Below are 26,607 nucleotides of genomic sequence, written 5' to 3' on the forward strand. Positions count from 1 at the left end.
CAGCAGTGCCTGCGTGGCGGCATTGCCTTGCAGCGGGAGACGCTCGAACGGCAGCGCGGGGGATGCCAGTGCGGCCTGCAACAGGCAAACATAGGCCTGCGCCATGCGCTGCACGGTGACCGCGTCGAACAGTGCGGTCTGGAAGCTCCAGTACATGCGCAGCCGCCCCTCGACCTCGATCGCGGTGACATCGAAATCGAAGCGAATGCTGTCAACGCCAAGCTCGATCTGCTCCACGTCCAGCCCAGGCAAGGACAGATCGCCGGTCTCCTGGGTCTGCAGTACGAACTTGATCTGGCATACCGGGTTGTAGGCCAGCGTGCGTTCCGGTCTGAGATCGTCGACGACCAGGTCGAAGGGCAGGTCCTGGTGCGCGAACGCGGCCAGGGCGCGTTCGCGCACCTGCGCAAGCAATTCAGCGAATCCAGTGCCGGCAGAAAGCTCTGTCCGCAGGGCGACCGTATTGACGAAAAACCCGATCAGCGGCTCGACTTCCTGCAGCGTGCGTCCAGAGACCGGCGTACCGACCACGATGTCGCGCTCGCCGCTCCACCGCGACAGCAGCGCCGCGAGCGCCGCCTGCAACACCATGAAGACGGTGGCGTCATGGGCAGCGGCGAATGCCTTGCATGCCTGCAACAACGGCGATGGCAGCCAGCACTCGACCGCCTCGGCCACGAAGTCCTGCTGCAGCGGTCGCGGCCGATCCAGCGGCAACGCATGCACCGGCGGCACACCCTGCAGACGTTCGCGCCAATGCGCACGCAAGCCCGCAGCGGCATCGGTGCCCAACCAGTTCTGCTGCCAGACCGCGTAATCGGCATATTGCACGGGCAATGGCGGCAAGGGATCGGCAGCACCGCTGCGGAACGCGCGATACAACGCACCGAACTCCCGCACCACTACGCCCATCGATTCGCCGTCGCTGGCGATGTGGTGCAGTGTCAACAGCAACAGATGTTCTTCCACCGCTAGGTCGACCAGCGCGCCACGCAGCATGATGTCGGCGGAGAGGTCGAACGCGGCGGACGCCTCGTCTCGCAGGAGTTGGGCGACGTGCATGTCCAGTTCGGAACGCGCGATCGCGGCCAGATCGAGTCTGGCCAACGGCACGGGTGATGGCGGCAACACCCGCTGCACCGGCTCGCCGTGTTCGACGGCGTACACCGTGCGCAACACCGCATGCCTTGCCACCAACGCATCCAACGTCGCCTGCAGCGCAGCGAGATCCAGGACCCCGCGCAGGCGCAATGCGCAGGGCACGTTGTATTGGGTGCTGCCACCTTCCAACTGGTCGGCGAACCAGATCCGCCGCTGCGCGAACGACAGCGGTGCGCAGACGCGGCCGGGCTCGGCAGCGATGGGCTGCATCGGCTCCACGACCGCAGTGTCCAGATGCTGCGCCAGGCGGCGCACGCTGGGGTGCTCGAACAGCGCCCTCACCGGCACCCGCCGCCCCAACGCCTGGCCGATCTGGCCAGCGAGACGCATCGCCAGCAGCGAATGCCCACCGAGCGCAAAGAAGTCCTGCTCCACATCGATGGACGATCGGCGCAGTGCCTGTTGCCAGATGCCGGCCACCAGCCGCTCGGTCGCGGAAGCCGGTTCTGCCAGGCCATCCGCGGCCTGCGGTTCCGGCAGCCGGCGCCGATCGATCTTGCCGTTGGCGGTGAGCGGCAACGCATCCAGTTGCACGAAGGCTGCTGGAATCATGTAGTCCGGCAGATGCTCGGCCATGTGGGCGCGCAGTTCGGCGGGGGACGCCGCCGCATCGTCGGCGGCCACCCAGTAGGCCAGCAGGCGCTTGTCCTCCGCGCCACCGGACGCGATGACGACCGATGCGCGCACCGACGGATGTGCCGCCAGACAGGATTGCACACCCGCCAGCTCGATGCGGAATCCGCGCAGCTTGACCTGGCCATCCCTGCGCCCGACGAATTCGAGCATCCCGTCTGCACGCCAGCGCGCCAGATCGCCGCTGCGGTACATACGTCCGCTGTCGGCGGCGAACGGATCGAGCAGAAAGCGTTCGGCGGTCAGGTCCGGCAGATTGACGTAGCCTGCGGCGACACCGTCGCCACCGATGTACAGCTCGCCGATGGCCCCGACGGGGACGGGTTGCTGCGCCGCATCCAGCACATAGAGACGGGTATTGCGGATCGGGCGTCCGATTGGGATCGACTGCCCCGGGACAACCGAAGGTATCGCATAGGTCGCGGCAAAGGTGGTCGTCTCGGTCGGGCCGTAGCCATTCAACAACTGCGCGGGCCGGTGCCGCTGCAGGAAGCGAGCGACGATGGCCGCATCGAGCACGTCGCCGCCGATCAGCAAACAACGCAGCGCGCCCAAGGCCTGTCCGATCGCATCGGCATACTGGTTGAACAAGCCGACGCTGAGCCACAGCACCGTGACCGCTTCGCGCTGCAGGAACGCGCCGAAACGCGCAGGCTCCAGCACCGTGTCCCGGTCCGCGATCGCCACGCGACCGCCGTTGAGCAAGGCTGCCCACACTTCCATGGTGCTGGCATCGAACGCCGGATTGGCGGCGAAGGCGATGCAGTCACCAGGGCCGAACTCGGTGTAATCGCCTTCCACCACCAGGCGTCGAATGCCGCGATGGGTGATGGCCACGCCTTTCGGCTGCCCGCTGGACCCGGAGGTGTACATCACGTAGGCGACCGCATCGAGTCCTGCTGCGGACGACGCCCAGGTCGGAACCGGTGCGGCAGCACCCAGCAGCACGTCGATGGCCACGCCCTGCACCGGCATGTCCTGGTCCGTCGACCGCAGCAGCAGACAGGCCGCACTGTCCTCGAGCATGAACGCACGCCGCCGCGGCGGCGCATCCAGATCCAGCGGCACATAGGCACCGCCGCATCGCAGCGTCGCCAGTTGCGCGGCCAACAGCCACGCCGATCGCGGCAGCGCGAGCGCGACCCGACCGCCCGCGCGCAATCCCTGGCCCTGCAGCCGCTGCGCCAATGTGGCAGCGTGTGCGTCGAGTTGGGCGTAGGTCCAACGAAGCTCGCCATCGACCACGGCGATCGCGTCGGGCGCGCGTGCGACCTGCTGCGCGAAACGCTGCTCCAGGCGCAGGGCATCGGCATAGGCGCGCGGACGCCCCGCCCAGTCCTGGAGCAGACGCTGACGCTGCGCCTGCTGCATCAGCGGCAGGGTCTGCACTGCGGCGTGATCGTCCCGCAGCATTGCATCCAGCAGGCACCGCCACGCCGTCAGCCAGCCCTCCACCGTCTGCCGCTCGTACAGGGCCTCGGCGTACTCGATCAGGCCGGAAAGGCCGTCGGCGGATTCGCCGACGACCAGGCTGACATCGAATTTCGCGTCGCCGGCCGCCGCAACAGGCAGCGCCGTGGCCCGCACGCCGGCAAGCTCCAGATCGGCCACATCGCCGTCCTGCCAGGCCACGAACACCTGGAACAACGGACTGTGGGCGAGGCTGCGCACTGGCGCTGCCACCTCCACCACGCGTTCGAGCGGCAGCCGTTGCCGCTGCTGCGCGTCCAGCAGCTGTGCACGCACCTGGGCGAGCCATCCGGCGACGTCCAGGTCGCGACGCATGTCCAGGCGCAGCGGTAGCGAATTGACGAACAGCCCGATCATGCCGGCAACCGCGTCGGCATCGCGATTGGCCGTGGCCGTGCCCAGCACGATCTCCTGCTGCCCGCTCATCCGCGCCAGAACTGCCGCCCAACTGGCGAGGACCGTGGTGAACAGGGTGACCCCGTGGCGACGGCTGAAGGCCTGCAGCGCCTGTGTCTGTGCGGCGTCGAATGCGACCGGCAACGTGCCTGCGGTCCCGCCGGCCTGGGCCGGCCGCGGACGATCCGCTGGAAACGTGGACAACAACGGCGCGCCGTCCAGCCTCTCGGCCCATGCCCGTTCCTGGAACGTCGCCTCAGGACTGCTCAGCCAGTCCCGCTCCCAGACGGCATAGTCCACGTAGCGCAAGGCGAGCGCCGGCAGCGATGCGTCGCGGCCGTCCCGGTGCGCGGCATACAGCGCACCCAGTTCGTCCATCAGCACACGCATCGACCAGCCATCGAACACGATGTGGTGCACGGCGATATGCAGCAGATGGGTGCCATGATCCTCCCGCAACAGCGCGATCCGCAGCAGCGGCCCGTGTTGCAGGTCGAAGCTCCGCTCCAGCACGCGCTCGGCCTCGGTGCGCTGGTGCGCGGTCGCGCCGTCGTGGACATGCCATTCGAACGCGCTGTCGGCCTCTGCATCCGTCACCTGACGCGGCCGACCGTCCTTTTCCGGGAACCGGCTACGCAGCACCGAATGCCGCGCCACGACCGCAACGAAGGCGGACCGCAAGGCGGCGACATCGAGCGTCCCCTGCAGTTGCAGGGCGGCATGCATGTGATAGGCACGGGACGCCGGTTCCAACTGCGCCAGGAACCACAGCCGCTCCTGCGCCGGCGACAGCGGCGCATCGTCGTCGACGGCTGCCCGCGCAATGGCGGGCAGCACGGCGGCGGCGGACGAGGAACGCTCGAGATGCGCAGCCAGGCGCCGCACGCTGGGATGTTCGAAAACCGCGCGCGCCGGGACGGGATGGCCCAGGGCCCGGCTCGCCTCCGCCGCCAGGCGCGCGGCCAGCAACGAATGACCGCCCAATGCGAAGAAATCTTCCTCGACGCCCACCCGGTCCAGCCCGAGCAGGCGCTCCCAGAGCGCCAGCAGGGTCCGCTCGATGGCCGTCTGCGGTGCTACCGGCGACGCCACTTCCGACACCAGCGCGGGCGGCAATGCACGCAGATCGATCTTGCCGTTGGCGGTCAACGGAAACCGCGCCATCGGCACGATCATCGGGATCATGTAGTGCGGCAACTGCTGCGCCAGTGCATCGCGCACGCGCTCCACGACTGCTACAGGCGCGAGGTGGACGTCTGCCGCGACCAGATAGGCCGCCAAGCGCGTCCCGGCAGGATGCTCTACCGCCAGTACCACCGACTCGCGCACCCAGGCAAGCGCGTCCAGCCGCGCCCGGACCTCGCCCAACTCGATGCGATAGCCGCGAATCTTGACCTGCTCGTCGGCGCGGCCAAGGAACTGCAGTTGCCCGTCCTGTGCCCAGCGCACCCGATCGCCGGTGCGGTACCAACGCCCCGGCTCGGCGGCCAGCGAGACGAAGCGCTGCGCCGTCAACACATCGTCGCCAGCGTAGCCAAGCGCCAGCGCGGCGCCGCCCAGGTACAGTTCGCCGGAAACGCCGCGCGGCACACGCTGACCGTTGCCATCCAGCACCAGGCAGCGCACATGCGGCAACGGCCGACCGATGGGCGCCACCGGCACGATCGCAGCAGACGCCGACAACTCGGCCACCGTCGCCGTGACAGTGGCCTCGGTCGGCCCATAGCCATTGAGCAGGCGCAAGGTCGCAGGCATCGCCTCGCACCAGCGCAGGATGCTGGCGGGGCGCACCGCTTCGCCACCCACCACGCACAGGCGAACATGGCGGCTGGCGATTGCCACCGCGTCCTCTGTCAACGTATCGGCCAACAGATGCCAGAACGCGGTCGGCAGATTGAGCACGCTCAGCGCATGCAGGTCCACGAAGCGCCAGAACGCATCGGCCGATTCGGCACTGGCATCGTCGCGGATCACCAGGCAGGCGCCATGGCAAAGCGCCATCAGGCATTCTTCGACGAAGACATCGAAGTTGAACGCAGAGAACTGCAATAACCGGTCCTCATGCGCGATCGCATAGACCTGCTGCAACCCGGCCAGATAGGCCGACAACGCGCCATGCCCGACCTTCACCCCCTTCGGGAAACCGGTGGACCCGGAGGTGAAGATCAGATAGGCAGGATCGTCGGCCCGGACGTGCACCGCCGGTGCCTCGGCGTCCTGCGCCGCCAGAGCCGCCAGGCCCGCCGTATCGTCCACCACCATCACGTGAGTGCCGGCCAGCGCAGGCTGGTCACGCAGATGATCCAGGGTCACCACCGCGTGCAGGGCGGAGGCCTGCACGATCTGCTGCAGGCGGGCCGCCGGCAGCCCCGGGTCCAACGGCACATACGCCGCCCCGGTCTTGAGCGTCGCCAGGACCGCCCACGGCAGCCGCCAGCTGCGTGGCAGGTACAGGCCGATCCGCTTCCCCTGCCCGGCACCCGCACTGCGCAGCCAGTGCGCCAATCGGTTGGACTCGCGCTCCAGTTCCTGGTAGCACACGGTCCGCGCGTCGTCGACGATCGCCACGGCGGTGGGATGCGCGCGTGCGACGTCCTCCACCCGCACGAAGACCGGCGCAGCACCGGCCACGTGGACGCCTTGCCCTTCCAGTTCGCGCAGGGCACCGCGTTCGCTGTCGGCCAGCATCTCCAGTCCGTGCACGGGCGCTTGCGGTTGCGCCAGGGCGGCGGCAAGCAACTGGTGGAACGACTCGGCGAAGCGTGCGACGGTAGCCGCGTCGAACAGTTCCGGCCGGTAGTGCCAGCGCACCCGCAGCGCGTCATCGCGCCGCTCCGCGGCGATATCCAGGTCGAAGTTGAGCGGCAATGGCTGCCGTTCGTCTTCGATCGCGGTCACGTCGAGGTCCGGCAAAGCGAACGCCGGCAACGGTGCGTTATCCAGCGAGAACAGGATCTGGCACAGGGGCATCGCCCCGGGCGTGCGCTCCGGTGCCGCTGCCTGCACCACATCGTCGAAGGGCAGATTGCGATGCGCCAGCGCCGCGAACGTCGCGATCCTGCAGCGATTCAGCAGCTGCTCGAAGGTCGGCATGCCGGACAGATCGGTACGCAGCGGAAGCGTGTTGACGAACAGGCCGATCATCGACTCGGTGGCCGGATGCTCCCGGCAATCCACCGGCGTCGCCACCAGCACATCCTGCTCGTCGCTCCAGCGACCGATGGTCAATGCCAGGAGCGCATGCAACGCCATGAACAAGGTGGTCTCGCAGCGAGCGGCAAAGGCCTCCAACCGTTGCACGGTCGCCGCGTCGATCAGCGTATGGAAGTGTGCGCCCAGGCCGGCATAGCGCAGCGGCCGTGGCCGATCCAGCGGCAGGCGATGCAGCGATGGCGCTCGCTGCAACGCCTCACGCCAGAACGCCAGCGACTGCGTGCGTTCGGCAACCGCCACGTCCTGCCGCTCCCAGGCCGCGTAGTCCGCATACTGCAACGGCAACGCGGGCAATGCCGTCGGGCATCCGCGCACCGCATCGCGATAGGCAGCGTTCAGATCGGCAACCAGCGTGCGCATCGATCCGCCATCGGCGGCGATATGGTGCAGGGTCAGCAACAGCACATGGTCGTCGGGCGCCACTTCGAGCAGGCTGGCGCGCAGTTTCAGCGGTTCGGCGAGATCGAACGGGACCGCCGCCTCCGCACGCCAATGCGCAAAGATCAGATCCGCCTGGCCGGGGCCACCGGCATCGATCACGGGCAGCGTTGGCAGCAGCACCGGGACAGCATGCTGGACCACGTGGCCATGCCTTTCGCGGATACTGGATCGCAACACATCGTGGCGGTCGACCACCGCCTGCAGCGCCGCCTGCAGCGCCGGCAGGTGCAAGGCGCCACGCAGACGCAGGCCGACCGGGATGTTGTACTGCGCATTCGCGCCTTCGACGCGATCGTCCAGCCACAAGCGCTGTTGCAGGAGCGACAGCGGCAGCAGATCGCGTGCCTGTGCGCGGACCATGGCGCGCTGCGTTTCCGCCAGTGGCGCCACATGCTGCGCCTGGGCGCGAATCGAGCGGTGCTCGAACACGAACCGCAGCGTGACATCCCGGGCAAAGTAGGCCGACAGCTCAGCCGCCAGCCGCGACGCCAACAACGAATGTCCTCCCGCCGCGAAGAAGTCGGTGTCGATGCCAACCTGATCCGCACCCAGCAGTGCGCACCAGATACGCAGCACCTGGCGTTCGGCATCGGTCTGCGGCTGCGCGTCCGCGCTGCCTTCCTGATCGGGTGACGGCAATGCGCGCCGGTCGATCTTGCCGTTGGCGTTGAGCGGCATCCGCTGCATCAGCACCCATTGCGCCGGCACCATGTAGTCGGGCAATCGTCGCTGCAATCGCCGGCGCAGTTCGGCAAACAGGGCGTGCCGCGCATCTACACCGGTGGGAGGAGCGACGACGCACACGTACGCGATCACCCGGCGCTGCATGCCCTCTCCCGCTGCGCCCACTGCGGCGGACAGTACTTCCGGCATGGCATGCAGGGCGGCCTCGATCTCGCCCGGCTCGATGCGGAACCCGCGCACCTTGAGCTGGTCGTCCAGACGCCCGAGAAACTCCAGCTGACCGTCCGCCCGCCAGCGCGCGCGGTCACCAGTGCGGTACCAACGCCGCCCGGCCAGGACGCCCTGCCCAACGACGAAGCGCTGTGCGGTGGCGTCGGGCTGACCGACATAGCCGCGCGCCAGGCCGACGCCGGAGATCCAAAGCTCACCGGCCGCACCGATCGGCGCGACGCCACCATGGCGGTCCACGATCCGCAGTTCGGTGTTGGGCAAGGGCGAGCCGATACTGACCTGATCGGACGGACCCAGGAGGGCCTGGCTGACCGCGACCGTGGCCTCGGTCGGGCCATAGGCGTTGAACAGGCGGCACTTCGCCGCCCACGTGCTTGCCAGCGTCGGATCGCAGGCTTCGCCGCCGACGATCAGCGAGCGCAACCGGTAGTGCCGCGACGCATCCACATGCGCCAGCGCCGCCGGCGGAATCAATGCATGGCTGATGGCATGCTGCTGCAGGTAGTCGGAAAGCTGCTCACCGGAGCCACGCACCGTTTCCGGGCACAGATAGAGCGTCGCACCGGCAACCAAGGTCCTGGCCCAGTCCCAGGTCGCCGCGTCGAACCCGATCGAAGAGAACTGCAGCACCCGATCGTTCGCGTCCAGCGCATACGTGTCCTGCAGGGTCAGCGCCAGATTGGCCAGTCCCGCATGCGTGAGCATCACGCCCTTGGGCGTTCCGCTGGAGCCCGAGGTATAGATGATGTAGGCCAGGTGCCCGGCCTCCAGCCCCAGGATGCGCGGATCGGTGTCGGCGGCGGCGTCAGATGCCGACGGCGTCTGCATCGCCTCTTCCAGGACCAGGACAGCTTCCATGCCCACCAGTCCGGCCAAGCGCCCCTCGGTCGATGCCGACACCAGGACCAGCAACGGCTCTGCATCGGAGAGCATCGCCGCGATCCGTGCATCGGGCTGCACCGGATCGATGGGCAGGTAGGCACTGCCCGCCTTCAGCACGGCCAGTATGCCGACCAGCAATTCCCGCCGCCGCTCCGTGCACACCGCGACGGGCCGATCCGGCGCCGCGCCGCGCGCGATCAACCGGTGCGCCAATCGGTTTGCCTGACGATTCAGCTCGGCATAGGAGAGGCTTCCCTGCTCGTCAACGACGGCGATCGCATCAGGTTGGTTACGCGCATGCGCTTCGAACACACGATGCACCAGGACCTCGGCGACCTCCTTGCGGGGGCCACAGGCAAGCCCGGACGCCACCTGCGCTTCCTGCGGCGGCAACGCCGACAGATCGCCCATACGCAGCTCCGGCGCCTGCAGCAGGCGGCTCAGCGCATGCTGGAAGCGGGCTGCGAACCGCTGCGACTCGGCTGGCTCCAGATAGGCCAGGTTGTAGTCGAAATGAAACTCGACCGGCTGCGTCTGTCCGTATTCCCAGACGGTCAACGCCAGCGGCGTCTGACTGAAACCATGGCTCAGGTAGTGGATCGAGGCGGCGTGGCCGCCGATCTCGAAACGGCTATCGAGCTTGAGGTAGTTGAAACTGACATCGAAGACCGTGGCATCGCTTCCGGAAATGCCGAGATCCCGGCACAGATGTCCGACTGGATAGCGCTGATGCCGGTAGTCGGCGCGTTGCCGTTCCGACAGCGCGCGTACCAGCTCGCCGAATGCCATGTGCGGTGCCAGCTCGACGGCCAACGGCATCATGCCGGTATAGACGCCGATGGCCTGCTTCTGGACCTGGCCCCTGCGATTGTGGACCGGCAATCCGATCAGGAAACGGTCGCGATCGCCCTGTGCCCCGGCGCAAAGCGCAAAGACGCCCAGCAACACCTGCGGCACACCAACGCGGTAACGCTCGGCCAAGGCCTGCACCGCGGCATACTCGGATGCCGGCATGGACACCGTCTCGCGTCCACTGGGAATTGCCGTCCCGGACCGATAGCGCGGGCGATGATAGGCCTGCAGCAGAGGCTCGGGCGCCGTTGCCACGCGTGACTTCCAGTGGCGTGCGTCGTCCTGGTAGCGGGGGCTGTCCACATAGCCGACATCGTCGGCCGCCACCGAGTGCAAGCCGGGCGGTCGCTCCGTGACGTCTCCTCGGCAATGGCATCCCAGCTTTCTGGCCAGGTTGGCGAAGCCCCAGCCATCGATGATCAGGTGGTGTGCGATCACGCAGTACCAGGTTTCCTCGGCGGACAAGCGCAGGATCCAGGCCCTGTACAATTCCTGCTCGTACAGCACGAAGGCTTCGCGAAAGCGATCGTCGAGCCATGCCAACGCGGCTGCAGCAGGGTCCAGCGCGTCGGAGAAATCCTTTTCCTCCAGCCGAGTCGTCCGCACCGACGCGACGTACTGCACGATGCCCTCGCGGGTGGCACGGATGCGCAAGCCGAAGGCGTCGTCGCCTTCCACCAGACGCGCATGCGCCTGACGCAGCACCTGCGCGTCCATCGCGCCCATCCGGATATAGCCGCCGATGTTGTAGATCGGATCGTCGGGGTAGCGCTGCTGATCGAAGTAGATGTCCGACTGCGCCAGCGTCAGCGGAAATTCAAGGGTCGCTGCGTCCATTCCGCTCTCCGTACCCTATTGCGCCAGCGCTTCGGGAAGCGCCCGTTCGCCCAGCGGCGCGGCATGCGCCTCGCTCACGATCAGGCCATCGCGCATCACGATCAGCCGATCGGCCTGGCCGAAATAGCGATCGTCGTGGGAAATGGCCAGCACCGTCTTGCCCCGCGCCTTCAGCTCGGGAAGGATCCGTTTGTAGAAGACCTCCTTGAATTCCGGATCCTGGTCGGCCGCCCATTCGTCGAACACGTACATTTCCGCGTCCTCCAGCATCGCCACCACCAAGGCGAGTCGGCGCTTCTGTCCATCGGACAGGGCCAGGGTCGAAAAGCGCCCCTGCGCGAACGACACCTTGCGGTCAAGGGCGAACTCGCGCAGATAGTCCTCGACCATCGGCGCCACGACCTGCGGATCGACGCCAAGCGGACGATCGAACAGGTAATAGTCGGAATAGATCGCGGCGATCCCCCGGCGGTAACCGGAAATGTTGGCGGCATCGACGGGCTCGGCATCGAAGCTGATCTGCCCTTCTGCCGGCAGATAATGCAGCGTCGCCAGCTTGCTGAGCGTGGATTTCCCGGATCCATTGCCGCCCACGATTAAGGTGATCTCCCCGCGCCTGAGCTCGAAGCTGAGTGGCCCGACATGGAAGCCGCGCTCGTCGGCCCGGTCGGGATAGCGGTACACCACCCGGTCGAAACGCAGCGTCGACCAGTCGCGCTTCACCGGCGCGGTGTGGTCGACCTGCTCTTCAGGAATGCGTTCGAACAGCTCGTTGAACTTCTTCAGTGCGATCTTCGCCGTGGTGAACTGCGGCACGAAGTTCAGGAGCGCACCGATCGGCCCGGCGACGTAGAGAAGGGCCATGATCACGCCGCTCAGTTCCTGACTGGTGATCGCATGGTGGTTGACGAAGACGAAACTGACCGAGCCGATCACGAAGAACACGATGAGGCCGCCGTAGTTGATGGCGACGCTCATGATCGAGTGCCCGGTCTTTGCGGTCTCGCGCACCAGCGTTTCGTTCGCGGCCAGGACATGCGCGAAGTAATCCTCGCGCTTGTCGCGGTGCAGCTTGAGCTCCTTGGCGCCATGCACCAGGCCACGAATCGATTCGTGCAGGCCATCCAGGTGACGCCGGGCACGGACCAGGTAGCGCCGACCGATCACCATCGGCAGCTGATAGGTGAGCATGCCGAAAAAGATGCAGCCCAGTACGAACCAGAACACGCTGGAATTGAGATAGAGCAGGAACCCCAGCATCCCGACCAAGGTCACGACATTGGTCAGGACTTCCGGCAACAGCCTGGCGCCGGCGATGATCACGGGAACATCGGAGGTGATCGAGGCGATGAGCCTCGGCATGCCGATGCGTTCGAGCGCGGCAATGGGCGCATTGGCGATGCGCCGGTACATCCGGGTGCGCAGATCCGTGGTCACATCCATCGAGATCCGGGTCAGGATCACCTGCGAGCCGGTCCGCGCCACCAGGATGACCGCGCAGAGCGCGACGAAGGCCAGCGCGTGCCGGTAGTTGGAGATCTGCCAGGAAAACAGGACGCCGATGTCGGGATTGACCTTCGCCAGTTTGTCCTTGGCCGGATCGATCGCATCCAGCACCAGCGGAATGATCAGCGAATAGCAGATCCCGGCGATGGCGCCAAGCACGATCGACAGGAAGACCCTGTTCGGTGCACGCCGTGCGAATGCGCCGAGCAGATTCATCGCGACACCGCTCCCGCCGCAGCGTTCGCCGGAACCAGCTGCAACCGGGTGGTCGCCTGTCCGGACTGCGGCCAGCGCGACAGCTGCCCGTCGCGGAAGTGTTCGACCATGTCGTCGTAGTGCGTGCTGGCCACATTCCCCGACTGACCGGTGGAATTCATGTACAAGTGGACATCCGGCGCCTTGCCCATGCCGATCACCTGGCGGAAGCCAGGCCCGAAGTCCTGGATGAACCGCCCCGACTTGTCGTAGCTGTAGGACGCGACATTGACCGTGTCGGGCGAACCGCCGTTGCCGATCCTGCGCTCAAACACGCTGCGGACCACGTTGATGCCGCTGAACGGAGTGTGCCGGTACACCGTGGCGTGCAGATCGCCCCACTTCCACCCATGCATGTCGGTATCGCCCGCCATCTTGCGTAGATCCCACAGTGCGTCGTTCAGCGATGCATCGATCACGTCGTCGCAACGCTGGGCCGGCATCTCGGTATCTCCGCACCAGCTGTGCGGACCGTCCACCAGCAGCCGACCGAGCGCATCCAGGTCCAGGTTGTCGGCGATGCTCTTGACGTAGCGCCCCTGGGTCTCTTGGTTGAAGTCGGTACGCAACTCGTCTGCCATCAGTTCGCGGCGGAGCGTGCGCACCCAGGCATTGAAGATCGAGGCGGCCTGGCTGGATCGCGCCATGTCGCCGTTCCAGCCGCGCAGAAAGACGAAGGCGTCGCGTTGCTGCTGATTGCTGGGATGGTGACGCAGCAGCCGCGCGAGCAGGCGCCGCGCGGGCTCGCTGACGGTGTCGTTCTGGATGCTGCCCATCGCCTCGGCGGTGACCGGCGTCCCGTGCGCGATCAATGCCTTGAGCCGCTGCTCGATCCGCCGAGCGCGATCCGGCTGCGCCCAGTCATCGCCGATGTAATGGGGATAATCTTCGCCGAAGAACCTCTCGTTGGCCGACACGAGATAGCCGTCGGTCGGGTTGTAGCGGCTTGGCAACTGCTCGGGCGACAGATGGCCGATCCACTCCCGGGTGGTGTTCCATCCAGGCGCCGGCAGATCGCCGCGGCCGCTGCGCCGCACCGGGACACGCCCCGCCGCGACGTGCCCGATGTTTCCATCACGGTCGATGTAGAGCAGGTTCAGGGCCGGCGCGACGAGCGCGCCCGCCGCATCGCGAAACGATGCCCAATCGTGCGCATAGTTGAGCTTGTAGAAGCTTTCGTAGGACGTGTCGTCCTTGTCCAAGGCAGTCCAGCGCAAGGCCACCGGCTGGTCGAATACCTTGAACAGGTCGCTCACGACCGGCCCATGCCGCGTGCGACGCACATGAATGCGCAGCGGACGCAACGGCGATCGCAGGAACGCCGGAAAATCCTGGCGCACCTGGATCGATTCCACCGAGGTGTCGAATCGCTCCCAGCCGTGCTCGGTGAGGTAGCGCCCCGTGTCGTCGGGATCGACCTGTTCCAGATACAGATCCTGCGCATCCGCCATGAAGTTGGTGCCACCCCAGGCGATGTGCTGGTTACGCCCGAAGATCACCAGCGGCAGCCCGACCAGGGTCGCGCCGCGTGCATCGATCCTGTCGCCCTTGATCTGCGCCATGTACCAAAGCGATGGCATCTGCAGGCCCAGATGCGGGTCATTGGCCAGCATTGGATTGCCGTCGGCCGTCAGACGCCCGGACACGACCCACGCATTGCTGCCGACATATCGCCCGCCCAGGCCCAATCGGCGCTGCAGATCGTCCTGGAACCTGAGGAAGTGCAACAGGGGGGCCGGCGCCGTGGCCTTGCCGAGATCTTCGCCTGCTGCCGCGCCGGCAGGATACAGGGCCGCGTACTTGTGCGGCTCCAGGATCTGCCGCGCCAGCATCCGCTCGATTTCCTCGCGATAGTTGCCGCCGAGGTTGAGCGCAAAGACCTTGATCCAGGACAACGAGTCGTAGACCGTCCACGGTTGCGGCTTGATCTGCAACAGGGCAAATTCCGGCGGCAGCGACGGATCGCGCTGCAGCCATGCATTGATGCCATCGGCATACGCCTGCAGCGAATCCTGCGCCTCCGGACTCAGTGCATTCCAGGCGTCGTGTGCGGAACGCTCCAGGCCCAGGGTACGGAACCAGATGTCCTGTTCCACGATTTGCTTGCCGAAGATCTCGCTCAAACGGCCATACGCGATGCGGCGCTGCAACTCCAGTTGCCACATGCGGTCTTGGGCGTGGGCATAGCCGAGCGCGAAGAATGCGTCGTGATCCGTGCGCGCCACGATGATCGGAACGCCATCCTTGTCGCGTCGCACGTCCGCCGGCGCTCGCAGATCCACGACATCGACGCGTCCCTGCAGCGTGGGCAAGCTGCTTCGGACCTGCCGCACTCCCCACCATCCCGCGACAGCCAGCGGCAGAAGCAGAAACACCAAGAACCGCGAAGACAACGGAAACCGTTTGAACATCGTTGCACGCTTCCCTGCACGAGCCATCTACATTCGCCGCAGGAGGACACGGGTGGCGATCTCGGGATGGACACTCTCGCCAGCGACGGATGGCGGCAACACAGAGCCGCGCGAATGCCGAGCCGCCAGCAGCTCTACCAGTCCCGAAATGCGTTATCCGGTTTTCCTCAGCTACATCCCCGGCGCCCGCCCCCCATGGCTGGCCGGTGTCGCTTCAAACATCGTCTTGCAGAATCTTTCCTGGCGCGGGTGCCAAGCACTTAACCAAGCATGAATCTGGCCAACCGATGGTGGCAGATTCAATGAGGCAAGAAAAGCCGGGATCTGTAGACAAAACGACGCGACGTTCACGTGGCACCGTTGTGACAACACGCGATGTAGGCGGCACGACCGTCGACTTCTGCAACGACAAGGACGCACAGGCTGCTGCGAACGCAACGGCGTCGCCGAACGGTGCGGTGAATCGTCATCCCTGAGCAATGCAGGGACGACCGTGAAACGCACTCTTATGAATGCACCGCAGCAACCGCCCGGCGTTCGGGCGGCGCCGCGGCAATGGTCACGATGCTACGGCTTGGCCTGCGCACCGCCCAGCGACTTGCTCAGGAACGCCAGCAGCCGGGTGTAGAACTCGCGACGATGCTCCTCGGTGTAGAAGCCGTGGCCTTCGGTCGGGACATACAGCGTCTCCACCGGTACGCCCGCCTTCTTCAGGGCGGCTTCCATCTTCTTGGAGTGCTGGATGGGCGCGCGCTCGTCCTCGCCACCCGCCGCCAGGAACACGGGCACCTTGATCTTGTCGGCCAGATTGACCGGCGAGATCGCGGCCAGTTCGCTGGTCGACCCCAGCCACTCGCGCAGATAGGTCTGACCCCCATCGCGTTGCTTGATATCGCCTCTTGCGTACATCATCGGCAGGTCGTAGACACCGACATAGCCTGCCGCGCAGCGATACAGCGTCGGCTCCTTGGCCACGCCCATCAACGACGCATAGGCGCCATAGCTGGCACCGTACATGCAGATGCGCTGCGGGTCAGCGATGCCTTGGTCGATCGCCCAGCGCGTGGCGTCAGTGAGGTCGTCCTGCATCTTGCCGCCCCATTGGCCGGCGCCGGCCTGCTGGAACGCGCGCCCGTAGTTGCCGGAACCCCGATAATTGACCTGCAGCACCGCGTAACCCGCGCTTGCCAGGATCTGCGCATCGTCATCGAACATGCCCTTGTCGAACTCGCCGAACGGGCCACCATGCGGCATCACCACCATCGGCACCTTGCCCGATTTGGCCGCCGCCGGCAGTGTCACGAAGCCGTGCAGCGCCAGACCATCTCGCGCCTGCAGCGCAATCGGCCGCACCTCCGCCAGCTTCGGCACCTGCAGTGCGGCACGGCGCGCGAACACGAAATCGGCCTTCTTGGCGACGGTATCGAACAGGTAGAACTCGCCCGGATTGCGACCGGACTGTACGTTGACCAGGTTGAGCCGGCCGTCGCGCGTGCTGGAAGTGACGTAGACCGCCTGTCCCGGGAAGGCTGCTTCGAGCGAACGCTGGGTCTTTGCTTCGGGCGAGGCGTCATCGAAAAACAGGCTACGCGGTTTGTCGCCCAGCACCTCGATCCCGACCGGGACACGGGTGCCATGGCGATACATGATCCGATAGGGATCGGCCAGTGCATCGCGCGCCACCACCTTGCGTTCCCCGCTGCCCACATTCCAGGACTCGATCACGTCGCTCCCCTTGGCCTGCTCGACCCGTAGGTAAGCGACATTTCCATCCTCGGAAAAGCCGATCGGCGTCTCGATGTGAGCGCTGACGTTTTCGTCGTTGATCAGCTTCCAGTCGCCGCCCTGCGCATCGCGATAGAACAGCTTCTTGGCATTGTCGGCATCTGCGCCCAAGGCGAAGCGCACCTTGCCTTGCTCATCGCTGTAGAAATCCGCGCCGCGCACCTTGGGCGAACCGGTCAGCAAGCGCCGGCGGCCGCTATAGACGTCCATGATTTCGGTGCGACTGTAAGGATCCTGGCTGGTGCTGAACGGCTGCGCCTGGATGATGACGTTGCGGTCGTCGCCGGGCAGCGAACCAACGAAATACGCGGCAACCTTCTCCACCTTCTTGGTCTGGATCAGCGTGCCCGGCCCGTTGCCGGTGACGCGCTGGCCCACCAATAGCTCGGCCGCCCCGCCGTCGGCGTTGATCGCAAACAGCTCTCCGGTGCCCCAGGGCCGGTCCCGCTGCCCGATCTTCTGGACCATGTTGAACAGCACGCGCGTGTCGTTGGCCCACACGAAATCGGAGACGTGCGTGTTCTTCTCCATCGAGAAGCTGCCGACGATCTTGTTGTCGGATCGGCGCATGATCGCCAGCGCGGTCCGATCCTCCAGCGGCACCGTCGCCGCATAGTATTCGCCAGTCGGCGACAATTTCAGTGTCTCGACCTGCTCCTTGACCAGATACGGCGCCAGATCCACCTGCGCCCATGCATTCCCCGCTCCCAGCAGACACAACAACGCGACTGCGCGCAGTCCCCTCTTCATTCCCTGTTCCCCTGTTCCTGTTGGCGTGACGTTCGCGTGAAGTCTAATCCAGACGCTTGTCCGATGGCCTACCGGAAGCTGGGTGCCGACCTCCGGCGACGTCGGGGCTGGAAACTGAAAAAGCGCGCTGACCGGAGGCCGCACGCCCGTCATCTGCCGCGGAAACGGCGGCGCGCACCGATCAGGCGCATCGCCGCCGCCCTGCCGTCACCTACTCTCTCGGCGCGCCGGTCGACCCGCGCACCATCAAGCTGAAATCCAGCGTCTGCTGCAGCGGCACGTCCACCCGTTCGATGATGGCAAGCAGCAGGTTGACCGCGCGGACACCGATCTCCCGCATCGGCTGCCTGATAGTCGTCAATGGCGGCGTGAAGTAACTGGACGAGGCCAGGTCGTCGAAGCCGACGATGGACAGGTCGTCCGGCACGCGGATACCCAGGTCCCGGCAGGCCGCCAGGGCACCCAGTGCCATCTGATCGCTGAAGCAGAAGATCGCGGTCGGCGCGGGTGTACGACCCAACAGCGTCATCGCCGCCGCATGGCCGGATTCCACGGAGAAGTCGCCCGGCACGACGGTCAGGTTGCGCAGGCGGCCGCGCGCCTTGGCGCAGGCGCGAACCCCTTCCAGTCGCTGCTGATGCAGGGGATTGTCGGGCGGACCGCCCACCACGGCGATCCGCGCGTGCCCCAGTCCATACAGGTGGTCCATCACGGCGCGCGCGGCGGCCGCATTGTCGATGTGGACGCTGGGAATCCCCAGCGCCGGGTCGAACTCGCAGCCGTTGACCACCGGGGCGGCGCCGCCCTGCTGCTTGACGATCTCACGCGCCGTCGGCGGCAAGCGGTGCCCCAGCACGATCAGGCCGTCCGCCTCGTTGCGTGGGAGCATCTGCGCGTAGCGCTCCTCGCGGTCGGGCTGGTGCTGGGTATCGCCCAGCAGCACGGCGTAGCCGACCGCCTGCGCGGCGTCCTCCGCCCCCTGCAGGATCTGGGCGAAGAAGGGATTGGCGATGTCCGGGACGGTGACCAGGAGCTTGCCGCTGCGCTGGGTCTTGAGCGTCCTGGCCACCGTGTTGGGGACATAGCCCAGCGCGGCGGCGGCCTGCTCGATGCGCGCGCGCGTGGCGGGCAGGACTTTTTCCGGCCGGGAGAGCGCCCGCGACACCGTGCCCGCGGTGACGCCGACGTGCTTTGCGATGTCGTAGATGGTTGTCGCCATGAACTGAACTCTTCTTCTTTTTGCTGTGCAGTGCACAACGGGTCTTGCGGGAGGCCCATGCTAGGATGATTCAATCGATTGCATGAGGGCGAATCACGTTGAAGACGCTCAAGGGTCCAGCGCTGTTCCTGGCACAGTTCATCGCCGACACACCTCCCTTCAATCGCTTGGACACGCTGGCCGAATGGGCCGCGGGCCTGGGCTATTCTGGCCTACAAGTACCGACCAGCGCGCCCCACCTGTTCGATCTGGCCCAGGCCGCGCACAGCCAGGCGTACTGCGACGACCTCGCCGGCATGCTGGCCGGGCATGGCCTGCAGATCACCGAGCTGTCCACCCACCTGCAGGGACAGCTGGTCGCGGTGCACCCCGCCTACGACAGCCTGTTCGACGGCTTCGCACCGCCGGACAAGCGCGGCAACCCCGCCGCCCGCCAGGCCTGGGCGGTGGAGCAGCTGCAGTTGGCCGCCAAGGCCAGCCAGCGCCTGGGACTGACGGCGCATGCCACGTTTTCCGGCGCGCTGGCCTGGCCCTACTTCTATCCCTGGCCGCAACGCCCGCCCGGACTGGTGGAAGAAGCCTTCGCCGAACTCGGCCGGCGCTGGCGTCCGATCCTGGATGCCTTCGACGCCTGCGGCGTGGACCTGTGCTTCGAGATCCACCCGGGCGAGGACCTGCACGACGGCGCCACCTTCGAGCGCTTCCTCGACGTGGTCGACCAGCACCCACGCGCCAATATCCTGTACGACCCCAGCCACCTGCTGCTGCAGCAGATGGACTACCTGGGTTTCATCGATCGCTACCACGCGCGCATCGGCATCTTCCACGTCAAGGACGCGGAGTATCGCGCCAGCGCGCGCAGCGGCGTCTATGGCGGCTACCAGGACTGGATCGATCGTCCGGGGCGGTTCCGTTCGCTCGGGGATGGCCAGATCGATTTCAAGGCGATCTTCTCCAAGTTCGCGCAATACGATTTCCCGGGCTGGGCGGTGCTGGAGTGGGAGTGCTGCCTGAAGCATCCGGAAGATGGGGCGCGTGAGGGGGCTGCGTTCATTCGCGACCACATCATCCGCGTGACCGAACGCGCCTTCGACGATTTTGCCGGCAGCGGCGCCGATCCGGCGTCGCTGCGCCGCATGCTGGGAACCTGAGTCATTACCGCCCTGGGAGGGGACGCCATGACGCACACCATGTCGCGCTTGGGCGCGATGATGTTTCTGCAGTTCTTCATCTGGGGGGCATGGTTCGTGACCCTGGGAACCTATCTGGTGCAGGGGCCGCTGCACGCCAGCGCGAGCCAGGTGGCGACGGCGTTCCTCAGCCAGTCCATCGGCGCCATCGTCGCGCCGTTCCTGGTCGGCCTGATCGCCGATCGCTACTTCGCGGCGCAGCGCATCCTGGGAGTGCTGCATCTCGCCGGCGCGGTACTCATGTGGCTGGCATCCACGGCGACGAGCTTCGGCGTGTTCTTCGCCTGCGTCATGGGCTACATGCTGCTGTTCATGCCGACGCTTGCGCTGGCCAACAGCGTGGCGATGCGGCACATGCAAGCGCCGGAAAAGCAGTTCCCGCCGGTGCGCGTGGCCGGCAGCGTCGGCTGGATCGTGGCCGGCGTGCTGATCGGCTGGCTGGGCTGGGAGCAGGCGCATCGGCTCGAGCTGACGTTCCGGATGGCGGCGCTGGCCTCGCTGGCCCTCGGCCTGTACGCCTTCACCCTGCCGCACACGCCGCCGCTGGCGCGACAGCGCGATGCCGGGCTGGGACAGATCCTGGGGCTGGACGCGCTGCGGCTGCTGAAGTCGCGCTCCTATCTGGTGTTCTTCCTGGCCTCCATCGCCATCTGCATCCCGCTGGCGTTCTACTACAACTTCACCAACCCCTATCTCAACGACCTGGGCGTGCGCGGCGCGGCCGGCCTGCAGTCGCTGGGCCAGGTGTCCGAAGTCCTGCTGATGCTGGCCATGCCGTTCCTGTTCGTGCGGCTGGGAGTCAAGACGATGCTGGCGGTGGGCATGGCGGCGTGGGTGGTGCGCTATGCGATGTTCGCCTTCGGCGATGCGGGCGGCGGCTTTTCCCTGCTGGTGATCGGCATCGTGCTGCACGGCATCTGCTACGACTTCTTCTTCGTCACCGGCCAGATCTACACCGATGCGCATGCCGGCCCCGCCGCACGTAGCAGCGCACAGGGCTTCATCACCCTGGCCACATACGGCGTGGGCATGCTGATCGGCACCTTCCTGTCCGGCGCGGTGGTGGAGCACTACACCACCGCGGCGGGCCCGGACTGGCGGCAGATCTGGCTGTTCCCGGCCGGCGTCGCGCTGCTCGTGCTGGTCGCCTTCCTGCTGCTGTTCCGCGACCGGCCCGCCGTCGCGGCCGCACGCTCCGCACCTTGAGGATCCCCCCGATGCCCAAGCTTGGAATCGCCATCGTCGGCACCGGCATGATCGGCGCCGTACACCGTCGCGCGGCGCTGCTGGCCGGCGCCTCGGTCCGCGGTGTCGCCGCCTCGTCCCCACACCGCGCACGCGAGGTGGCGCAATCGTGGGATGTCCCGCATGCGTATCGCGATATCGAGGAGGTGGTCGCCGATCCGCAGGTGCAGGTGGTACACGTCTGCACACCCAACCATCTGCATCGCGCCATGGCGCAGGCGGCGCTGGACGCCGGCAAGCACGTGATCTGCGAGAAGCCGCTGGCCACCACGCTGGAAGATGCGCGGGCGCTGGCGGCCCTGGCCCGCGCGACCGGACTGGTCGCCACGGTGCCCTTCGTCTACCGCTACCACCCGGTGGTCCGCGAGGCGCGCGCCCGCATCGCCCAGGGCGAACTGGGACCGCTGCGCCTGATCCACGGCAGCTATCTGCAGGACTGGCTGCTGGATCCGGCCAGCAACAACTGGCGCGTGGACCCGTCGCTGGGCGGCACGTCGCGCGTATTCGCCGACATCGGCTCGCACTGGTGCGACCTGGTGGAATGGGTGAGCGGTGAACGCTTCGCCGAGGTCAGCGCGGCGTTCGCGACGGTGATCGCCGAACGCGGCACCAATACCGGACAGAGCTTCACCACGCCGGCGGCGGGCGGCGCGATGCAGGCGGTCTCCAGCGAGGACGTGGCCATGGCGATGCTCCGAACCGGTGCGGGCACGCTGGCCTCGTTGACGGTCAGCCAGGTCTCGGCGGGGCGCCGCAATCGGCTCTGGTTCGAGATCGATGGCGCCCAAGCCAGCGTGGCGTTCGACCAGGAGGACGCCGAACGTCTGTGGATCGGCCGGCCCGACCAGCGCGAGGAAATCTTCGTGCGCGGACCGGGTGCCGGCAGCGCCGAACAACGCCGGCTGGCGACGCTGCCGGCCGGGCACGCGCAGGGCTACGGCGATTGCTTCGAGGCGTTCGTCGCCGACACCTACCGCGCCATCGACGGCGAGCGGCCGGACGGCCTGCCCACCTTCGACGACGGGCTGCGCTCGGCGCTGATCGTCGATCGCGTCATCACATCGGCCAGGACACGCGGCTGGACATCCATCGATTGACTCCCGGGAGGACTTCCTGATGAACACAGCGACACGCAGAACCGCAACCCTCGCCCTGTTGCTCCTCGCGGCCCTGCCCGCCTTCGCACACGACACCACGGGCGCGCAGGCCCCCATCGCGGTGCAGATGTACTCGCTGCGCAACGCCGGCACGCTCGACCAACAGTTGAAGATCGTCCATGACGCCGGCGTGGGCGCGGTGGAAACGGTCGGCACGCAGAACATGAGCGCGGTGGAACTCAAGCAATTGCTGGACAAGTATTCGATCAAGGCGATCTCCTCGCACGTGCAGTTGGCCGACCTGCGCAAGGACCTGGACGGTGCGGTGGCCTTCAACCGCTCGATCGGCAACACGACGCTGGTGGTGCCTTACCTGGACCAGAAGGAGCGGCCCACCGATGCCGCAGGCTGGACCGCACTGGGCAAGGAGCTGGGCCAGCTCGCGACGCGGGCACGCGCCAAGGGCATGCGCCTGGCCTATCACAACCACGATTTCGAGCTGGTCGATTTCGATGGCAAGACCGGCCTGGAACTGCTGTTCGCCGCGGCCGGCCCCGATCTCAAGACCGAGCTGGACCTGGCGTGGGTCGCGCGCGCGGGCTACGACCCGGCGACGATGCTGGGCAAGTTCAAGGGCCGCATGTTCGCGGTCCACGCCAAGGACAACGCACCGAAAGGCCAGGCCCAAGACGAAGGCGGCTTCGCCGCGGTCGGCAAGGGCGTGCTGAACTGGAACGCGATCCTGCCTGCCGCGGCGGCGAGCGGCGTGCAGTGGTACATCATCGAGCACGACCAGCCGCGCGACCCGGCCAGCGTCGTCCGGACCAGTGCGGAGTACCTGCGTGAACATCTGCCCGCCAGCACACAGCGCTAGCACGCAAAGGAGTTCCGCTTGAAAACGATCACGACGATGGCCGTGGTGCTGCTGGGGGCGACGCTTGCGCCCAAGGCCTGGTCCAAGGACGACCCGGCGGCCGGCGCGCAGCTCTATGCGAACCATTGCACGGCCTGCCATGGCGCGAATCGCGCGGGCGTCCCGCCCACCTTCCCCGCGCTGACCGACGTGGGCAAGCGCCTGCAGCCCGCGCAGATCAAGGAGAAGATCCGCAACGGCGGCGGGCTGATGCCGCCGTTTTCGCAGCTGTCGCAACAGGAGGTCGACGACCTCGCCAGCTTCCTGGCGCAGTAGGGCGCGCCCTCCATTCCCGAGTATGCCGCGTTGGGCGCGGCATACCCGGGATCGCCGACACGCCCCAGGCGATCGGCGCCGACTGCGCGCCGGCGCTACAGCTCGCGCACCCAGATGTTGCGGTAGCTGACCTTGGAATCGTGCTCCTGCAGGAAGATCGGCGCGCATCCATGCGGCGCATACGACGGCGCGCCGATGTATTCGGTCTTGCCCGCCAGCACCGTGTCGTTCTGCACCAGCACGCCGTTGTGCAGGACGGTGATGCGGGCGGGTGACGTGAGCCCGCCGCCCTGCGAGAAACGCGGCGCCTTCCAGATGATGTCGTACACCTGCCACTGGCCCGGCGCACGCGAGGCATTCACCAGCGGAATGGCCTGCTTGTAAATCGCACCGGCCTGGCCGTTGGCATAGGTCGGGTTGTCGTAGCTGTCGAGCACCTGCAACTCATACAGTTCCTGCAGGAAGATGCCGCTGTTCCCGCGCTGCTGGCCGTCGAATCCACGCGTCGCGGTGGGCGTACGCCATTCCACGTGCAACTGGATGTCGCAGAAGCCTTGCTTGGTGCGGATGCCCTTGCTGCCCGGCACCACGGTCATTGCGCCGTCGGCGACGCTCCAGGGCACGCGTCCGCCCTGCTCCGACTCCCAGGCCGACAGATCCTTGCCATCGAACAGCACGATCGCGTCGGAGGGCGCGCCGCCCGGGGGCGTGGCCACGGTCGCGGGCACGGGCTTCCACACTTCGGTCTTGGCAGGATCGCGTGCGGGGTCGCCGTCGGCCTGCGCGACCGCAGGCGCCACGGCCAGCAGGCAGGCCGCCATCAGCAGGGATTTGGTCATCGTGTTTCCAGGAAAAGGAGGAAGGGCGAAGCGTGGCGCTCCATCAGCCGGTGGCCCAGGCGGGCGTGCCGGGAACGTAGGTGATGTCTTCATAGCGGCCTGGCACGGCGACGTAGCGCAGCACTTCGGTCGCGCCGACCTCGGAGGTGAAGAAGCCGAAGATGGTCAGCTGCTTGATCATGGTGAAGGGATGCGGCATCGCGTCTGCCGCGTCGGCGGTGCCGGTGTCGGTCACGTCGATGGCCTTTGCCCTGGCCTCCGCATCCAGGGTGCGCAGCAGTTCGGCGCGCGCCTGCGGGGTGAGCGACACGAATCGGCCGCCGGCACGTTTGTCGATCTCGGCCAGGCCGGCGCGGAACGTCGCCTGCTGCCGCGGGGTGTAGCAGTCGGTGACGAATTTCGCCATGAATGCACCGGCACCGGCGTCCTTCGCCCCCGGCGTCTTGGTCCGCGGCAGGATGGTCTCGGCGATCTCGTCCAGCGTGCCGATCTCGGCGGCGGAGAACAGCACCTTCGTCCCCGCGGCCGACGCCTGGCCATGCACGAGCGCGGGCAGGCCGACCATCGCCGCGCCCGTGGCGGCAAAGATCATCTTCAGCAGTTCGCGACGTTCCATCACAGGTTCCCCGCTTTCAGTTCGCGCACGGCATGATCGGCGGCACGTGCGGTCAGCGCCATGTAGGTCAGCGAAGGATTCACGCAGCCGCTGGAGGTCATGCAGGCGCCATCGGTCACGTAGACGTTCGGTGCGTCCCACACCTGGTTGTACTGGTTCAGCACGGAGTTCTTGCGATCCCGGCCCATGCGCGCGGTGCCCATCTCATGGATGCCCTTGCCCGGCGCGTAGTCGCCATCGTGCATCTTCACGTCCTTGACGCCGGCCGCCTCCAGCATCTCGGCGGCATCGGCGGCCATGTCCTTGCGCATGGCCTTTTCGTTCTCGCGCATGGCAACGTCCATCGCCAGCACCGGCAGCCCCCATTTGTCCTTGCGCTGCGGATCCAGGCGAATCGTGTTGTCGTGGTGCGGCAGCATTTCGCCGAATCCGGTCATGCCGATGCTCCAGTCGCCTGGCACGGTCAGCGCCTCCTTCAGGTCGGCGCCGATGTTCAGCTCGGCGATCTCGCGCGACCAGCCGGTGCGGCTCGCACCGCCCTGGTAGCCGAAGCCGCGCAGGTAACCGCGCTTGTCCATGGCGACATTGCGGAACCGGGGGATGTAGAAGCCGCAGGGACGGCGGCCGAAGTAGTACTTGTCCTCGTAGCCCTCGACCCGGCCGGAGGCACCGGCGCCGAAATGATGGTCCATCACGTTGTGCCCGAGCTCGCCCGACGACGATCCCAGGCCGCCGTCCCAGACGTCGGTGGCCGAGTTCATCAGCAGCCAGGTCGAATTGAACGAGGACGCGTTGAGGAAGATGACATTGGCCGTGTACTGGTAGGTCTGTCCGCTCTCGGCGTCGATGATCTCCACGCCGCGCGCACGCTTGCGATCCTTGTCGTAGAGCACCTCCTTGACGATCGAGAACGGCCGCAGGGTCAGGTTGCCCGTCTTCATGGCCGCCGGCAGCGTGGCCGCCTGGGTCGAGAAATAGGCGCCGAAGGGACAGCCCAGGATGCACTTGTTGCGATACTGGCAGTTGACGCGGCCCTGCTCGACCTTGGGCTGGGTGATGTTGGCGGTGCGCGAGTGGATCAGGTGCCGGGTACCGCCAAAGGCCTTCTTGATCCGCGCGGCGACGTCCTTCTCGACGATGTTCAACGGGATCGGCGGCAGGAACTCGCCGTCCGGCAACACGTCCAGTCCCTCGCGCGTGCCGGCGATGCCGGCGAACTTCTCCACGTGGTCGTACCAGGGCGCGAGGTCGGCGTAACGGATCGGCCAATCGGTGGCAATGCCGTCCTTCAGGTTCGCCTCGAAATCCAGGTCCGACAGGCGATAGCTCTGCCGTCCCCACATCAGCGAGCGGCCGCCCACGTGATAGCCGCGGAACCAGTCGAATCGCTTGATCTCGGTGTAGGGCGATTCCTTTTCGTTGGCCCACATTCCCTGCAGGTTCTCGACCAGGGCGTAGTCGCGCATCAGCACCGGATAATCGGCCTTCATCGCCTGGGTCGGGCGGTTGCGATGCGGGAAATCCCACGCCTCCTTCATCGCGTTGACGTAGTCCTTGACGTGCTCGATGTTGCGTCCGCGTTCCAGCATCAGGACCTTGAGTCCCTTCTCGGTCAGCTCCTTCGCCGCCCAACCGCCACTGATGCCCGAGCCAACGACGATGGCGTCGTAATGATTGTCTGCCATGGGTTCTACTTCACCTCGGT

Annotated in this window: 13 protein-coding genes; 5 read left to right on the forward strand and 8 right to left on the reverse strand. The window is 66.6% G+C overall.

Features of this window, described 5'->3' with window-relative positions; translation table 11 throughout:
- From CEK69_RS02005 to CEK69_RS02025, 5 genes are all read right to left on the reverse strand, one after another.
- Positions 1-10,800 (reverse strand): non-ribosomal peptide synthetase (locus CEK69_RS02005; protein ID WP_152243499.1); only part of this gene is annotated, 10,800 nt, incomplete at its 3' end.
- Positions 10,801-10,815: 15 nt separating this feature from the next.
- Positions 10,816-12,522, reverse strand: coding sequence for a cyclic peptide export ABC transporter (locus CEK69_RS02010; RefSeq protein ID WP_152243501.1), 1,707 nt, complete (start codon positions 12,520-12,522; stop codon positions 10,816-10,818).
- Positions 12,519-14,972 (reverse strand): penicillin acylase family protein, encoded by a 2,454-nt coding sequence (locus CEK69_RS02015; protein ID WP_193313863.1) that lies wholly within the window; start codon positions 14,970-14,972, stop codon positions 12,519-12,521. Before CEK69_RS02015 ends, CEK69_RS02010 begins: the two co-directional genes overlap by 4 nt.
- Positions 14,973-15,539: 567 nt before the next feature.
- The gene (locus tag CEK69_RS02020) at positions 15,540-17,507 is read right to left on the reverse strand and encodes a S9 family peptidase (protein ID WP_193313864.1); all 1,968 of its coding nucleotides are present in this window, start codon (positions 17,505-17,507) and stop codon (positions 15,540-15,542) included.
- 211 nt (positions 17,508-17,718) lie between these two features.
- A complete protein-coding gene (locus tag CEK69_RS02025) occupies positions 17,719-18,726 on the reverse strand; it encodes a LacI family DNA-binding transcriptional regulator (RefSeq protein ID WP_152243505.1) in 1,008 nt (335 codons plus the stop codon).
- A 98-nt stretch (positions 18,727-18,824) separates the two neighbouring features.
- Between CEK69_RS02025 and CEK69_RS02030 the strand changes: the two genes are divergently transcribed.
- From CEK69_RS02030 to CEK69_RS02050, 5 genes are read left to right on the forward strand one after another with little or no spacing between them, the layout of a single operon-like run.
- Entirely contained in the window at positions 18,825-19,877 is a 1,053-nt protein-coding gene (locus tag CEK69_RS02030) for a sugar phosphate isomerase/epimerase family protein (protein WP_152243507.1), read from the forward strand.
- Between the two features lie 27 nt (positions 19,878-19,904).
- Entirely contained in the window at positions 19,905-21,122 is a 1,218-nt protein-coding gene (locus CEK69_RS02035; protein WP_148829047.1) for a nucleoside permease, read from the forward strand.
- Positions 21,123-21,133: 11 nt separating this feature from the next.
- Positions 21,134-22,258 (forward strand): Gfo/Idh/MocA family oxidoreductase, encoded by a 1,125-nt coding sequence (locus tag CEK69_RS02040; protein ID WP_152243509.1) that lies wholly within the window; start codon positions 21,134-21,136, stop codon positions 22,256-22,258.
- Between the two features lie 19 nt (positions 22,259-22,277).
- Positions 22,278-23,132: a sugar phosphate isomerase/epimerase gene (locus tag CEK69_RS02045; RefSeq protein ID WP_152243511.1), complete on the forward strand. Its 855-nt coding sequence runs from the start codon at positions 22,278-22,280 to the stop codon at positions 23,130-23,132.
- 36 nt (positions 23,133-23,168) lie between these two features.
- A complete protein-coding gene (locus tag CEK69_RS02050; protein WP_017913243.1) occupies positions 23,169-23,447 on the forward strand; it encodes a cytochrome c in 279 nt (92 codons plus the stop codon).
- 95 nt (positions 23,448-23,542) lie between these two features.
- Here the strand turns inward: CEK69_RS02050 and CEK69_RS02055 are convergent, their stop codons facing one another.
- From CEK69_RS02055 to CEK69_RS02065, 3 genes are read right to left on the reverse strand one after another with little or no spacing between them, the layout of a single operon-like run.
- The gene (locus tag CEK69_RS02055) at positions 23,543-24,286 is read right to left on the reverse strand and encodes a DUF1080 domain-containing protein (protein ID WP_193313865.1); all 744 of its coding nucleotides are present in this window, start codon (positions 24,284-24,286) and stop codon (positions 23,543-23,545) included.
- Between the two features lie 43 nt (positions 24,287-24,329).
- Positions 24,330-24,902: a gluconate 2-dehydrogenase subunit 3 family protein gene (locus tag CEK69_RS02060; RefSeq protein ID WP_152243513.1), complete on the reverse strand. Its 573-nt coding sequence runs from the start codon at positions 24,900-24,902 to the stop codon at positions 24,330-24,332.
- Complete coding sequence (locus CEK69_RS02065) at positions 24,902-26,587, reverse strand: GMC family oxidoreductase (RefSeq protein ID WP_043095703.1); 1,686 nt, start codon at positions 26,585-26,587, stop codon at positions 24,902-24,904. The genes CEK69_RS02060 and CEK69_RS02065 overlap by 1 nt, the downstream gene beginning before the upstream one ends.
- Between the last annotated feature and the right edge of the window lie 20 nt (positions 26,588-26,607).

Source organism: Xanthomonas sp. LMG 12462, from assembly GCF_009192885.1.
Lineage (GTDB): Bacteria > Pseudomonadota > Gammaproteobacteria > Xanthomonadales > Xanthomonadaceae > Xanthomonas_A > Xanthomonas_A sontii.

Bases quoted from the DNA above. Each gene is read 5' to 3' on its own strand.
- CEK69_RS02035 (WP_148829047.1), top strand. From the start codon at position 19,905: ATGACGCACACCATGTCGCGCTTGGGCGCGATGATGTTTCTGCAGTTC.
- CEK69_RS02010 (WP_152243501.1), bottom strand. From the start codon at position 12,522: ATGAATCTGCTCGGCGCATTCGCACGGCGTGCACCGAACAGGGTCTTC.
- CEK69_RS02020 (WP_193313864.1), bottom strand. From the start codon at position 17,507: ATGAAGAGGGGACTGCGCGCAGTCGCGTTGTTGTGTCTGCTGGGAGCG.
- CEK69_RS02045 (WP_152243511.1), top strand. From the start codon at position 22,278: ATGAACACAGCGACACGCAGAACCGCAACCCTCGCCCTGTTGCTCCTC.
- CEK69_RS02015 (WP_193313863.1), bottom strand. From the start codon at position 14,972: ATGTTCAAACGGTTTCCGTTGTCTTCGCGGTTCTTGGTGTTTCTGCTT.
- CEK69_RS02025 (WP_152243505.1), bottom strand. From the start codon at position 18,726: ATGGCGACAACCATCTACGACATCGCAAAGCACGTCGGCGTCACCGCG.
- CEK69_RS02050 (WP_017913243.1), top strand. From the start codon at position 23,169: ATGGCCGTGGTGCTGCTGGGGGCGACGCTTGCGCCCAAGGCCTGGTCC.
- CEK69_RS02065 (WP_043095703.1), bottom strand. From the start codon at position 26,587: ATGGCAGACAATCATTACGACGCCATCGTCGTTGGCTCGGGCATCAGT.
- CEK69_RS02055 (WP_193313865.1), bottom strand. From the start codon at position 24,286: ATGACCAAATCCCTGCTGATGGCGGCCTGCCTGCTGGCCGTGGCGCCT.
- CEK69_RS02060 (WP_152243513.1), bottom strand. From the start codon at position 24,902: ATGGAACGTCGCGAACTGCTGAAGATGATCTTTGCCGCCACGGGCGCG.
- CEK69_RS02040 (WP_152243509.1), top strand. From the start codon at position 21,134: ATGCCCAAGCTTGGAATCGCCATCGTCGGCACCGGCATGATCGGCGCC.